Raw genomic sequence first — 13,275 nt, forward strand, 5'->3', positions numbered from 1 at the left:
TGTGTGGAGCGCCAATTCAACCAGCGTCAGCCGGAGATCTGCCCGGTCTCTTTATCCACGTACACCACATAGACCTGGCTTTTGTCGGAAAGTCCCTTGACCCGGTACATGGTGCGGCCGTTGCGCTGCACTTCGCTGATTGCCAGGATCTTGCCACCGTAGCGGCGCTTTACCAGGGACGCCGCCTGATCGCGGGAAATCCCCTTGTTCTGCACTCGGACGGCAGCCAGTGGCTCGACCTTGCCGGCGCGGCGCTCAAGCTGGATCCGCGGCAGCGGATTCCGCTCTACATGGTGTCCTCCTACCTGCACACCACCGACTGCTGGCCCAGCGTATAACGGCGCGGCCAGCAGTGCCGCCAGCAGGCCGGTCACCAGTAGCATCGCCGCCTTTACCTTTGCGGCCCTGGGGGTAGCGGGAATTATCACAATGCAGCTCCTGTTATTCCGAAAGCAGTGACCCGTCGATACCGGTGACTTTCTGTGATTTCCATCATTACCATCACAGGACCGGCGTCACATCTACGCGAACCCGGATTCTATCCCCAGGATGCTGGTTGGTGCGAATCAGATATATCTGGCCGTTGTACTGATAGTTCACGTCGTAACCAACCAGCTCCCGACGGGTGCTGACCTGGTCCACCACCTGGCAGCGCTGTTCGGTGCCGTACTGCACCGGCGCGCTGCCGCGGCTGACGGCATTGCCGATCATGGCACCGACCGCTGCACCGGCCACCATCCCCGCGCCCTTGTTACCGGAGTGATAGTGGCTGCGGCGGCCCCAGCCGTGACGGTAGCCGCGGGCGGCATCGCGGCCGACGGCTGCGCCGATCAGGCCACCAATGATGGTGCCCGCCGGGGACGGTTGTTGATAGGCAACGGTCTGGTCCCAGCACTGGGTGCGGGGCTCCACCACCTGGATATCGTTGTAAATAGGGGTCACGGATGTGACGGGGGCGTAATCATAGCCATCGTTCGGGTAGTAACCGCTATCGCCCGCGGCGACCTGGGTACTGACACCCAGCAGGCAGGCGGAGAGGCCGATCAGCCCCAGCTGTTTGCGAAGAGTGTGAATCTTGATCATGTTACGTGCTCCCTGAGACCCGGATTGGGCGTCTTTCTCTGGTTTTTACAACCTATGGGAGCACTTTAGGGTGGGTTGCCTGAATCTTTCCTGAACTGGGGGGAACTTTTGGCCGGGCGCGCCGGAATGCCTAAGGCTCAGGCCGGCGCGGCCTCATTGCCGCCACCGGTCTCACCGCCCAGCCAGCGCTGGGTCAGGGTTCCAGCGGTCATCGCGCCGTTCACGTTCAGCGCGGTGCGCGCCATGTCGATCAGCGGCTCCACCGAAATCAGCAGCGCCGCAATCTGTACCGGCAGCCCCATGGTGGGCAGCACCACCAGAGCGGAAAAGGTGGCACCGCCGCCGACCCCGGCGATACCGAAGGAGCTGATCACAATCACTGCCAGCAGGGACGCGAGCCACACCGGGTCCAGCACATTGATCCCCATGGGTACGGCCACCATGACGGCGAGCATTGCCGGGTAGATACCGGCGCAGCCGTTCTGGCCGATGGTCGCGCCAAAGGACGCGGAAAAGTTGGCGATGGCCGGGGAGATTTTCAGCTCGTCGATCTGGGTTTCCACATTCAGCGGAATGGTCGCCGCACTGGAGCGGGAGCTGAAAGCAAACACCAGCACCGGCCACACCTTGGCGAAATAGTGCAACGGGCTGATGCCGTTCACCAGCAACAGCAGTGCGTGCACTAGAAACATCAGGCCGATGGCAATAAACGACGCGACCACAAAACCGAACAGGTTGAAAATATCCGTCCAGCTGGATTTGGCCACCAGCGCCGTCACCAGCGCCATCACCCCGTAGGGCGTGAATGCCATGATCAGCCGTACCAGCTTCATGATCCAGGCCTGGGCCACAGCCACAAACTGTTCGATGGCCGCACCCTGCTCGGGATTTTCCCGACGCACCGCCAGCGCCGCCAGTCCCAGCAGCACCGCAAAGATCACCACCGCAATCACCGAGGTGTCGCGCTGACCGGCGAGGTCAGCAAAGATATTGCGCGGGATAAACGAAGTGAGAATTTCCGGAATACTGAGGTCGCTCACGCGGCCGATGCGCTCGTTCAGCACCTCTACCCGCGCCGCCTCGCGCGCGCCTTCCACCAGCCCCTCGGCAGACAAGCCGAACAGATGGGCGATCACCACACCGACCAGTGCGGCAATGGCCGTGGTACCCAGCAGAACCGCCAGCACCGACACGCTGATCTTGCCCAGATCACTGGTATGGCTGACCTTGACCACCGCGGAGAGAATGCACACCAGCACCAGCGGCATCACCAGCAGGTGCAGCAGATTGACATAGCCCTCGCCCACCAGGCTGATCCATTCCAGCACGAAAGGCAGTTTTACGCCCCAACCTTCCGCCAGATGCATAAAGCCGCCGAACAGCACCCCCAACAGCAGGCCGGCGAACACCGCCGGTGCCAGGGAATTGCGGCTGCGATGCCAGCGCGCCAGTGGCCACATCAGGAAAAAATAAAATGCGAGGAGAAACAGTGCACTCAATTGCATTGGGTTTGAGTCCAGATTTTCAGAGCTTGCCGAGAACAAATCCCCCAGCATCCTAACAGCCGGCGCCTTTTTCATTTAAAGACACTTTCGTTATAGACCTAGAATCAAGCCTGCAAAACTTGTGCGGCCGCTCAGCAACCGCACTGGCACCGCCAATTTTTATTTCTGTACTTGCGCCACGGCCTCGGCAAGTGATTCCGCCGTCTGCGGGCCTACCAGGGTACGCCGCCACTCACCGCTGGCGTCGATGATAAATGTGGATGGCAGTACCTGCGGCATGGGCTGGCCCCAGCGGCCTTCCGGGACGGTGGCCAGCAGAGGAAATTCGATGGCAAATTTCTCGGCCTGCTGCTGCACCTTTTCCGCCGGCAGCTGATCGAAATTAATCCCGAGCACCATGACTTTGTCGCCGTGCGCGCGATAAAAGGCATTCAGCTCGGGGATTTCCTCCCGACATGGCGCACACCATTCGGCCCAGTAATTCACCAGTAGAATTTTGCCCTCGGTGTGCAGCGGTTTGCCGTCGATAGACTGCAAGCCACCGCTGCGGCTTTCACACCCGCCGACCACCAGCACGGCGAGCAATAGCAGCATGAACGGGGCAAAACGATTAAGAGCTGGTGGTGCGGCTCGAAGATTTGGCGCGGGCATTGCGGCTGCTTCCTTTGCTGGCAGGCTTGTTATCGTTGCTGTTATTTTCCGGCGCGGGCAACTCCTTGGTTTCCGCTATCGGCTCCACCGACTTCTCCAATAGTTCTTTCGCCATGGACTCACGAAACAGATCCCCGAGACTCTGGGAGAGGTGCGCGTGCGAGAAGTCACGCGCTTCGCGGAAGCGCGCATCCACGTCGCGATACCAGGGGCGCACCTGCAGTTCACGGTGGCCGCTCTCCGGCAGCGGCGCCGGGTGCAGCCAGTCGAGCAACTGCTCCAGGGTAACGGAATCCAGATCCCGCACCAGCACATGCTCGTTGCGGTCGGTCTGTGCGATCACCTTGTTGGATTGCAGGATTTCGCGGATACGCCGCCACTGGGCCGGGCGGATACCCGCGCGGGAAATATCCTGCTCACTCACCGGCAGGCCCTTCTGGTAATTGCTGAAAAATTTCGACATCAGCACCAGCGTTGCCACCAGATCGGAATAATTGCGCCCCTGCGCGGCGGCGTGGTACGCGGACAGGGTCCGCACCAGCACACACCCTGCCAGCACGATCATCCACATGGTGTAGATCCAGATGAGAAACATCGGCACAAATGCAAAGGCGCCGTAAATCGCCTGCACCGAGCTGCGCGATACGATCAACCCGAACAGGTACTTGGCCGCCTCAAACGCAATGGCGGTAATCACACCACCGGCGAGCCCGTGGCGCAGTGGCACCCGGCAATTGGGCACCGCCACAAACAGCAGGGTGAAGGCGATGGCGGTAAAAACGAAAGGGAGTACCCGTAACACGCTCGGCAACAGGCCGAGGCTGTCGTTCTGGGCAAGGACTTTCAGCGAAAACAGGTAGGTCGTGGCCGCCATACCCGCGCCCAGCAGGATCGGGCCCAGGCTCAAAATGGCCCAGTACAGCAGGAAACTGGAGACCCCCTTGCGCCCCTTGGGAATATCCCAGATGGCGTTGAAGGTGGTCTCGATGTTTTTCAGCAGGAAACCCGCGGTGAGCAGCAGCATGGCGATACCCGCACCGGTCAATCGCTGGGCCTGCACGGAAAAGTTGTTGATGTACTCCTGCACCTCGCGACCGCTCTCCGGCACGAAGTGGGAGAAGATCTGTTGCTGGATTTTGTTCTCTAGCCCGGCGAAATCCGGGAATAGCGACAGCATGGCGTAGCTCACCGTCACCAGCGGCACTATCGCAAACAGCGTCATATAAGTGAGCGCGGCGGCGTTCTGCCGGCAGTTTTTTTCGTTGAATACCGTCCACAATGAGGTAAAGAAGCGACGCCAGCGATGCACCATTTCAGTCATGGGTCTTCTCAGCTTGTTATATAGCGGCCACCCCAGGAATTTCCGATGAATCCTGCGGGGAAAACCGGTCAGTTTGTGCAGAAAGTACGCCATACCTCAGCGTAGACGACCAACAGTAGGCTGTTAGAATACGCCAAACCTTAACAGGATACCCCTTCGATGTGGACGATCTACCATAACCCCCGCTGTTCAAAATCCCGCCAGACCTTGCAGCTGCTGCAGGAAAACCAGATTGAACCGGAAGTGGTGCTCTACCTGGAAACCCCGCCGGACGCCGCCACCCTGAAATCCCTGCTGGAAAAACTCGGCATCGGCGCCCGCGACCTGCTGCGCAAGGGTGAAGACGCCTACAAGGAGCTGAACCTCGGCGACGCCAGCCTGGAAGACGATGCACTGATCGCCGCCATGGTGGCGCACCCGAAACTGATCGAACGCCCGATCGTGGTCAGGGACGAGACCGCCGTGCTCGGCCGCCCGCCGGAAAATGTGCTGGAGCTCCTCTAATGTCTGAGCCCTACGTACTCATCCTGTATTACAGCCGCAGCGGCGCCACCGCCAAAATGGCCGCGGAGCTGGCCCGCGGCGTGGAGGAAGCCGGCATCAGCGCCCGCCTGCGCACCGTGCCGCCGGTATCCCCGGACACCGAAGCCAGCCTGCCACCGGTGCCCGACAGCGGTGCGCCTTATTGCACTACCGACGACTTGCGCCACTGTGCCGGCCTGCTGCTCGGCAGCCCCACCCGATTCGGCAATATGGCCGCGCCGCTGCGTTATTTCCTCGACCAGACCAGCGATATGTGGCTCGACGGCAGCCTTACCGGCAAACCCGCGGCCGTGTTCACGTCCACCGGCAGCCTGCACGGCGGCCAGGAGAGCACGCTCATTTCCATGATGCTGCCACTGCTGCACCACGGCATGCTTATCGCCGGCATCCCCTATTCCGAAGCCGCACTCATGCACACCACCACCGGTGGCACACCCTACGGCGCCTCCCATTGGGCCAGCGGCAACAACGGCGACCTGAGCAACGACGAAACCAGCCTGTGCCGCGCCCTCGGCGCCCGCATCGGCACGCTCGCACACAAGCTGGGAGATTGAACGTGGCAAAAAAAACCAAGGTAATCGACACCGCGCAGGTGGCGCGCAAACTGGAAATCGCCAGAAAGCTCAACTGGGTCTGCTACGCCGGGCTTCTGCTGCTGTTTGCCGTATGGAACCTGTTTCTGGGTGGCTCTCTGAAATGGTGGCTGCTGCAGACTGTCCCCCTGCTGCTGGTTCTGCCCGGTATGTGGAAGCGCCAACAGCGCAGCTATTTGTGGCTGTGTTTTATCCTGCTGCTGTACATCACCGCCGGGATCGTCGACGTAATGATGCCTACACGCGGCTGGCAGCATGGCGTGCTGACTGCCCTGAGCCTTATCCTGTTTGTTTCCGCGATGATGGCCAGCCGCTGGCAGGTGCAATTGCAGAACGCGCATACCCAGAATTAAAAAAGACCGACAACAAGGAGTTTCAGGTTTGACTGAATCAACACCTCGCGGCGGACCAATCCGCCGCTTATTCGGTGCCATCGGTGGTGCCATTACCTGGCTGCGCCGGGTGTTTACCAACCTGCTGTTCCTGTTGTTGCTGCTGTTTATCGGCATGGCAATTTTTGGTGGCGAAGAGCGCATTACCGTTCCCCAGGGCGGCGCACTCAAGGTCGCCCCGAGCGGATTCCTGGTGGATGAACTGACCCAGCCCAGCGGCGTTCCGGCGTTTCTTGGCGGCCGATCTGCGCCACAGGAAACCCGTGTCAAAGACCTGGTCGATGCCATCGACCACGCCGCCGGTGACACCCGCATCGCCGCACTGGTGCTGGAACTCGACTATCTCGGCGGTGCCAGCCTCAGCAAACTGGAAGAAGTCGGCGAGGCCATCCAGCGCTTCAAAGCGAGCGAAAAACCCGTCTACGCCATCGGCGACAACTTCACCCAGGGTCAGTACTTCCTCGCCAGCTACGCCGACCAGGTGTATATGAACCCGATGGGTTCACTACTGCTCACCGGTTTCGGCAGCTATCGCAACTACTACAAAAGTGCGCTCGACAAGCTGAAGGTCAACTTCCATGTTTTCCGCGTGGGGGATTACAAGGACTTTATCGAGCCCTACACCCGCGACGACATGTCCCCCGCCTCGCGGGAAAACAACAGTCGCTGGCTACACCAGTTGTGGAGCGAATACACCGAGCAGGTGACCGGCCTGCGCAACCTGCCGCCGGAGTCCATCGACAACTACATTGCCGACATGCCCAATCAATTGCGCGCGGAAGGCGGCAGCTGGGCGAATGCGGCGCTGGCCAACAAGTTCGTCGATAAACTGCTCAGCCGCCGTGCCGCCATCGCCGAAGTGCAGGAACTGGTGGGCGTGGACGACGCCGACAAGACCCAGTACAAGTCCATCGACGCCATGGATTACCTGCGCCACACCAAGCTGGCGGACCTGCCGGACCCACGCCAACACAATGACAAGATCGGCCTGATCAGTGCCGCCGGTGCCATCCTCGATGGTGACGCACCCGCGGGCGAGATCGGCAGCAATACCCTCGGCAAGCTGATTGCCGAAGCGCGGGAAAAGAACGTCAAAGCCCTGGTGCTGCGCATCGATAGCCCCGGCGGCTCGGCTTTTGCCTCCGAAGCCATCCGCCAGGAACTGCTCGCCACCCGTGAGGCCGGCATTCCGGTGATCATTTCCATGGGCAGTGTCGCGGCTTCCGGCGGCTACTGGATTGCCGCCGGCGGCGACCGCATCTGGGCATCGCCCTCCACCATTACTGGCTCCATCGGTGTGTTCGGCGCCTTCCCCACCTTCGAGGAATCCCTCGAACACCTGGGTGTGTATAACGACGGCGTCGGCACCACCGCGCTGGCGGGCACCATGCGCATCGACCGCGCACTGCCCGAGGCCGCCGCAGACATCCTGCAACAGGGCGTAGAGCACACCTACACGCAGTTCCTGCAGCTGGTGGCGGAAGCGCGCAACAGCACTCCGCAGGAAATTCACAAGATCGCCCAGGGCCAGGTATGGACAGGCCGCATGGCCCACGAACTGGGGCTGGTGGATGAACTGGGCAACCTGCAGGACGCCATTGCCGACGCCGCGCAAATTGCCAAGCTGGACAAATACGACGTGCTGGAAATCAAGCGTGAACTGACCCCGAGCGAAAAACTGATGCGCGCCCTGGCGGAAAACGTCGACGCGAAAATCGCCGCAAGCGTGGAACAGAACCTGCCGCTGGGCGCCTGGTTCAGCAGCCTGCAGCCGGCGCTGCAGCCGCTGGCGGAACTGAAAACCTTCAAGGACCCGCGCGCGCTGTACGTACGCTGCATGAGCTGTGTAGCGCCCTGATCCCCGTTGTCCGTGCCCGCCGGTCGCAATTTATGCGCGCCGGCGGGGCACCTTTCCGGCCCTGCCCCTCCGTTTCCCCTCATTCCGCCACCTGCACCCGCATTTTGTGATCAAGAACGTAGACCGATTCACTTACGGTTCAGACGGCGGTTGATAGTATTCACGCCATAACGGAAACCATATTGAAAAGTAAGTAACCGTCACGGGAACCGAATAATGAAAGCACTCTCTACCGCCCTCGCCGCCCTGCTGTGTGGCAGCCTGTCCATGTCACTGTATGCTGACCCACCCGAGGGCCGCGGCTGGAAGAAGCACAAGAAGCACGAGCAGAAAGAGGTGTATTGGGAGGGTAACTGCCGGGTCGAACGCAAATGGAACGACCGCGGTGACTACAAAGAGGAGCGCACCTGCCGCGCCCCGCGCTACGCGGATAACCACCATCACCACGACGCAGTACGCGTAGTGGTGCTGCCGCCGTGGTTCAACCAGCAGGTACAGGAGCCGGAATACCGCCCGGAGTGGCGCCCCGCGCCTCAGCCCACAGGCACCAGCTGTGGCAATAATAAGGTGAGCAGCGTGCTCGGCGGCCTCATCGGCGGCGTGATCGGCCACCAGGTCGGCAGTGGTCGCGGCAACACCGCGGCGACCATCGGCGGTGCCATCGCCGGTGTGCTGATTGGCGGCGAAGTGGGCCGCCGTATGGACCAGAGCAATCAGGCCTGTATCGCCCAGGCGCTGGAGTTCGCCCCGGAGGGCGAAAGCATCAGCTGGCAGAATGCGCAGGGCGGTGAAAACTACACCGTGGTCCCTGGCGCGGTTGAACAGCGCGGTGATCGCTACTGCCGTTCCTATACCGCAGGTTACGACGTCAGCGGAGATTCCCGCAGTACTCAGGCAGTCGCCTGTCGCCAACCGGACGGAACCTGGGTTCGCGCCAACTGATGTAAACCTTGTGCCGCCGGTTCCCCACCGGCGGCACATCGCCCTCGCGATCTGTCCCCACCGAATACCCCGCCGACGAATGCACCACCCTGGTGCAACACTTCCTCTCCCGCCCAATCCCCTCCCCACAATGAAGCGCTAAAGCAGAAAACCGGCGCCAATCAGGCCCGCGCAGGCACCGCCGTGGCTCACTTTCCCGCGACTGGCACTATTTTTGGATTAGTTAACGATAACGACGCACACATTTACAGCGTCGACAGTGAATCAACACGCGGATAAGAATGACGAAAGTAATGCAGCCTCGGGCGCAATGGCTTATCGCCACCGACCTGGACGGCACACTTCTCGACCACTACACCTATTCCCACAGCGCCGCCGATCTCACGCTGCAGCAGCTGGAAGCCGCCGGTATCCCGGTCATTCTCAACAGCAGTAAAACCCGCGATGAAATGCTGGCGTTGCGGGATTCCCTGCACAACCGCCATCCGTTCATCTGTGAAAACGGCTCGGCGATCTTTATCCCCCAGGGCTATTTCCCCCAGAGACCGGAGCGCGCCCGCGATGAGATGGGCTACTGGGTGCTGGAACCCGGTGCAACCCGCCGCAGTATTCTCGATTTCCTCCGTCATGACAGCGACAGCTACGGCGCGCCCTACCTCAACTTCGCCAACGCCTCTGCGGCAGAAATTGTCGCCGCCACCGGGCTCACTCTCGCGCAAGCGGAAAAAGCCAATCGGAGGGATTACTCCGAACCGCTGTTATGGCAGGGCGACGAACAACAGAAGCTTGCGTTTATCGCCCGCGCCAACGCCGCCGGATTCGCCACCCTGCAGGGCGGGCGCTTTCTGCATATTCTTGGGCAGACCGACAAGGGCGCTGCCACTACGTTGCTGAAACAGATCTACCAGCACTACCGCGAGCGCGAGTGCCGCCTCATCGCCAGCGGCGACGGGCCCAACGACCTAGACATGCTCAGCATCGCCGACATCGCCATTATCGTTCGCTCCCCCGCACACCCACCGCCCCACCCATCAAAACAATTGGCACACCACCCCGACCTCATCATCAGCCGCGATGCCGGCCCCCAGGGCTGGGCGGAGGCGATACAGGAAGTTTTCTCCCGCCCCGAGCAGAGCGGGCATTTACCGAACACAAAATAGGAAGCACAACGTGACCGACTTTTTCCAGAATGGCGACATCACGACGCTGCACAACCTGTCCAACCGCAGCCTCGAAGACATGGAAGCGGACCTGATCCGATTTTCACAACAGCGCCCCATGTCACTGCTGCTGCCCTCGCTCTACTCGGAACTCGAAGGCGAAGCGCTGCCGCGTATCCTGAAAATTCTTGCCGAAGTTCCCTACCTCTCGGAGATCGTCATCGGCCTCGACCGCGCCGACGAATCCCAATACCGCGATGCCCTCAAACAGTTCAGCGTACTGCCGCAGCATGTGCGGGTGCTGTGGAACGATGGCCCGCGCCTGCGTGAACTGGATGAACAACTGCAGCGCGATGGTCTCGCTCCCAAAGAGGCCGGCAAGGGTCGCAATGTATGGTATTGCCTCGGCTATATCCTCGCTTCCCGCCGCGGCGAGGCCATCGCACTGCACGACTGCGATATCGTCACCTACGACCGCATGATGCTGGCGCGCCTGTTCTACCCGGTGGCCAATCCCAACTTCAACTACGAATTCTGCAAGGGGTACTACTCCCGTGTCGCCAACGGAAAGATCAATGGCCGCGTGTGCCGCTTACTGGTTACGCCCTTGATCCGCACCCTTAAGAAAATTTACGGCCACACCGCCTACCTCGAATACATGGACAGCTTCCGCTATTCCCTGGCCGGGGAGTTCTCCTTTCGCCGCGATGTGATCAACGACCTGCGCATCCCCAGTGACTGGGGGCTGGAAATCGGCGTACTGTCGGAAATGCACCGCAACTATTCCACCAACCGCCTGTGCCAGGTGGACATCGCCCACGCCTACGACCACAAACACCAGGACGTGTCCTTCGACGACGAACACGGCGGCCTGTCGAAGATGTCCATCGACATCGCCAAGTCCTTTTTCCGCAAACTGGCCACCCAGGGCACGGTGTTCTCGTCGGAGACTTTCCGCAGTATCAAGGCCACCTACTTCCGCGTTGCGCTGGATTTTGTCGAGACCTATCGCAACGACGCCATCATCAATGGCCTGAATTTTGATATTCATAAGGAAGAGCAGACCGTGGAGCTGTTCGCCAGCAATCTGGTCAAGGCCGGCCAGGCATTTCTGGAGAACCCAATGGAAACGCCGTTTATTCCCAGCTGGAACCGTATTACCAGTGCCGAGCCTGAGTTCCTGAAACAACTGAAGCAGGCCGTGGAAGCGGACTACGAGGAATACAACGTCTGATCCACCCACATTCACCAACCGCAGAATAAAATCGGCTCGGACCGGGGGAAACCATGCACCAGAGCAGCGCACCACTGCCAATCAGGGAGATACTCCAGCAGAAGGTGGTGGACCATCTCAGATTCGTTTATCCGCAGCTGGAGGTAGAACCCATCGCCAATGAGCTGGTTCACCTCATGCGCCTGGATGAGGACTGCCAGAGTCCGCTGGCCCACAAAAACCTGTGGGATCAGACGGATATCGCCGTCATCACCTACGGTAACAGTATCCTCAACGACAACCAGCCGCCGCTGAAAACCCTGCACCATTTTCTGCAGTCGCACTTCCCGATGCTCATCAACACGGTGCACATACTGCCGTTCTTCCCCTACACCAGTGACGATGGCTTCGCGGTATCCGCCTACAAGCAGGTAGACCCGAGCCTGGGAGACTGGAGTGACATCCTGCGCATCAGCACCGACTTTCACCTGATGGCGGACCTCGTCGTCAACCACTGTTCCGCCCAGCACGACTGGTTTATCAACTACCAGCAGGGCGCCGATCCGGGCAGTGATTTTTTTGTGGAGATGGACCCGGCGGAGGATCTCAGCAAGGTGGTGCGCCCGAGAATTACCCCTCTGCTGCGCGCCACCACAACACCCACCGGCACCAAACATGTCTGGTGCACCTTTGGTCACGACCAGATCGATCTCAATTTCGCCAACCCGAAAGTGCTGGCCAAAATCGTTGACATCATCCGCCTGTATCTGGATATGGGCGTGCGGATTTTTCGCCTGGATGCCGTGGCGTTTATCTGGAAAAAGCTCGGTACCAACTGCCTGAATCTGGCGGAAACCCACGAGATCGTGCGCCTGCTGCGCACCCTGATCGAACACGCCAACCCCAACGCGGTGATCATTACCGAAACCAATATCCCCAACCAGGAAAACCTGTCGTATTTCGGCAACGCCAACGAGGCGCACTGTATTTACAACTTCTCGCTGCCGCCGCTGCTGGTCAACACACTGGTTACTGGCAACTGCCGCTACCTTAAAAACTGGCTAATGGGGATGCCGCCGGCCCAGAACGGCACCACCTATTTTAATTTCATTGCGTCACACGACGGTATCGGCCTGCGCCCGGTGGAGGGATTGCTGGATGACAGTGAGCAGCAAGCGCTGATCCAGACCATGGAAAATTTCGGCGGGCAGATATCCTGGCGCGCGCTGGATGATGGGAGCAACAAACCCTACGAGATCAATATTTCACTGATCGATGCGCTCAAGGGCACTACCGCCGGCGAGGACGAGTGGCAGCTGCAGCGCTTTATCTGCGCCCATGCCATCATGCTGGCACTGGAGGGGATTCCCGCGTTTTACCTGCACAGCCTGGTGGGTACCACCAACGACTATGAGCGCATGAAGGAACACGGCCACAACCGTGCGATCAATCGCCGCCAGTGGCAGGAACAGGAGCTTAACGAGAAGCTGGCGGACCCGGACAGCCATCACCACCGGGTTTTTCACCAGTTGCGCCGGCTGATCCAGCTGCGTCGGGAGCAACCCGCATTTCACCCCAACGCCACCCAGTTCACCCTGCACCTGGGAGATCAGATCTTCGCCTTCTGGCGCCAGAGCCAGGACCGCCGCCAGAGTATTTTCTGCCTCAACAACATCTCCGACCAGACCCAGACGGTGTCCCTCAATGCCATCAACCTGATCGGTACCGACCAGTGGAAGGATCTGGTCAGCAACGCCATGTTCGATGACATGCTGGCGACGGTGACGCTAAACCCCTATCAAACCCTGTGGATCAGTAATCGGTGGTAATCCGTTTACGAGCTCCAGTAGTAAGATACACAGAATTGATTTTGACTGACCGGTTCAATCCAAACAGCAATCGACCTCGAATCCGCGCCAGCAATAAACTGAGCGACCACAGGTTGCCAGTTTCTCCAGCATCAGGGAATTTCAGCAAATTCAGCCTAATATGCCAGAGATAAGTGCAAACTGGC

At 60.0% G+C, this 13,275-nt stretch carries 14 protein-coding genes; 8 read left to right on the forward strand and 6 right to left on the reverse strand.

What is annotated here, in order from left to right; genetic code table 11:
- Positions 1–26: 26 nt before the first annotated feature.
- The 5 genes from VIL80_RS12750 to VIL80_RS12770 all read right to left on the reverse strand — a co-directional run bounded on the left by VIL80_RS12750 (position 27) and on the right by VIL80_RS12770 (position 4,560).
- The gene (locus VIL80_RS12750) at positions 27–428 is read right to left on the reverse strand and encodes a PepSY domain-containing protein (protein ID WP_332036477.1); all 402 of its coding nucleotides are present in this window, start codon (positions 426–428) and stop codon (positions 27–29) included.
- 73 nt (positions 429–501) lie between these two features.
- Positions 502–1,083, reverse strand: a complete 582-nt coding sequence (locus tag VIL80_RS12755) for a glycine zipper 2TM domain-containing protein (RefSeq protein WP_332036478.1) — start codon at positions 1,081–1,083, stop codon at positions 502–504.
- Between the two features lie 137 nt (positions 1,084–1,220).
- Positions 1,221–2,588: an L-cystine transporter gene (locus VIL80_RS12760; RefSeq protein ID WP_332036479.1), complete on the reverse strand. Its 1,368-nt coding sequence runs from the start codon at positions 2,586–2,588 to the stop codon at positions 1,221–1,223.
- A 159-nt stretch (positions 2,589–2,747) separates the two neighbouring features.
- A complete protein-coding gene (locus VIL80_RS12765) occupies positions 2,748–3,239 on the reverse strand; it encodes a TlpA family protein disulfide reductase (protein ID WP_332036480.1) in 492 nt (163 codons plus the stop codon).
- Positions 3,199–4,560 carry a YihY family inner membrane protein gene (locus VIL80_RS12770; protein ID WP_332036481.1) on the reverse strand — a complete coding sequence of 454 codons (1,362 nt, stop codon included), beginning with the start codon at positions 4,558–4,560 and terminating at the stop codon, positions 3,199–3,201. The genes VIL80_RS12765 and VIL80_RS12770 overlap by 41 nt, the downstream gene beginning before the upstream one ends.
- A gap of 159 nt (positions 4,561–4,719) precedes the next feature.
- Between VIL80_RS12770 and arsC the strand changes: the two genes are divergently transcribed.
- The 8 genes from arsC to VIL80_RS12810 all read left to right on the forward strand — a co-directional run bounded on the left by arsC (position 4,720) and on the right by VIL80_RS12810 (position 13,090).
- Positions 4,720–5,064, forward strand: coding sequence for an arsenate reductase (glutaredoxin) (arsC, locus tag VIL80_RS12775; protein ID WP_332036482.1), 345 nt, complete (start codon positions 4,720–4,722; stop codon positions 5,062–5,064).
- Positions 5,064–5,657, forward strand: coding sequence for an NAD(P)H:quinone oxidoreductase (wrbA, locus tag VIL80_RS12780; protein ID WP_332036483.1), 594 nt, complete (start codon positions 5,064–5,066; stop codon positions 5,655–5,657). Before arsC ends, wrbA begins: the two co-directional genes overlap by 1 nt.
- Before the next feature lie 2 nt (positions 5,658–5,659).
- Positions 5,660–6,049: a DUF2069 domain-containing protein gene (locus tag VIL80_RS12785; RefSeq protein WP_332036484.1), complete on the forward strand. Its 390-nt coding sequence runs from the start codon at positions 5,660–5,662 to the stop codon at positions 6,047–6,049.
- Between the two features lie 28 nt (positions 6,050–6,077).
- Entirely contained in the window at positions 6,078–7,946 is a 1,869-nt protein-coding gene (gene sppA, locus VIL80_RS12790) for a signal peptide peptidase SppA (RefSeq protein ID WP_332036485.1), read from the forward strand.
- A 216-nt stretch (positions 7,947–8,162) separates the two neighbouring features.
- Entirely contained in the window at positions 8,163–8,888 is a 726-nt protein-coding gene (locus tag VIL80_RS12795) for an RT0821/Lpp0805 family surface protein (RefSeq protein WP_332036486.1), read from the forward strand.
- A gap of 281 nt (positions 8,889–9,169) precedes the next feature.
- The gene (locus VIL80_RS12800; protein ID WP_332036487.1) at positions 9,170–10,048 is read left to right on the forward strand and encodes an HAD-IIB family hydrolase; all 879 of its coding nucleotides are present in this window, start codon (positions 9,170–9,172) and stop codon (positions 10,046–10,048) included.
- Positions 10,049–10,058: 10 nt separating this feature from the next.
- Entirely contained in the window at positions 10,059–11,282 is a 1,224-nt protein-coding gene (locus tag VIL80_RS12805; RefSeq protein WP_332036488.1) for a glycosyltransferase family protein, read from the forward strand.
- Positions 11,283–11,335: 53 nt separating this feature from the next.
- Positions 11,336–13,090 carry an alpha-amylase family glycosyl hydrolase gene (locus tag VIL80_RS12810; protein ID WP_332036489.1) on the forward strand — a complete coding sequence of 585 codons (1,755 nt, stop codon included), beginning with the start codon at positions 11,336–11,338 and terminating at the stop codon, positions 13,088–13,090.
- On the opposite strand, the gene VIL80_RS12815 is transcribed toward VIL80_RS12810, so the two are convergent.
- Positions 13,074–13,275: hypothetical protein (locus tag VIL80_RS12815; protein WP_332036490.1), on the reverse strand; the 202-nt coding region annotated here is incomplete at its 5' end. The two genes, VIL80_RS12810 and VIL80_RS12815, sit on opposite strands and share 17 nt — an antisense overlap.

The sequence above is a fragment of the Microbulbifer sp. genome (genome assembly GCF_036563125.1).
GTDB lineage: Bacteria > Pseudomonadota > Gammaproteobacteria > Pseudomonadales > Cellvibrionaceae > Microbulbifer.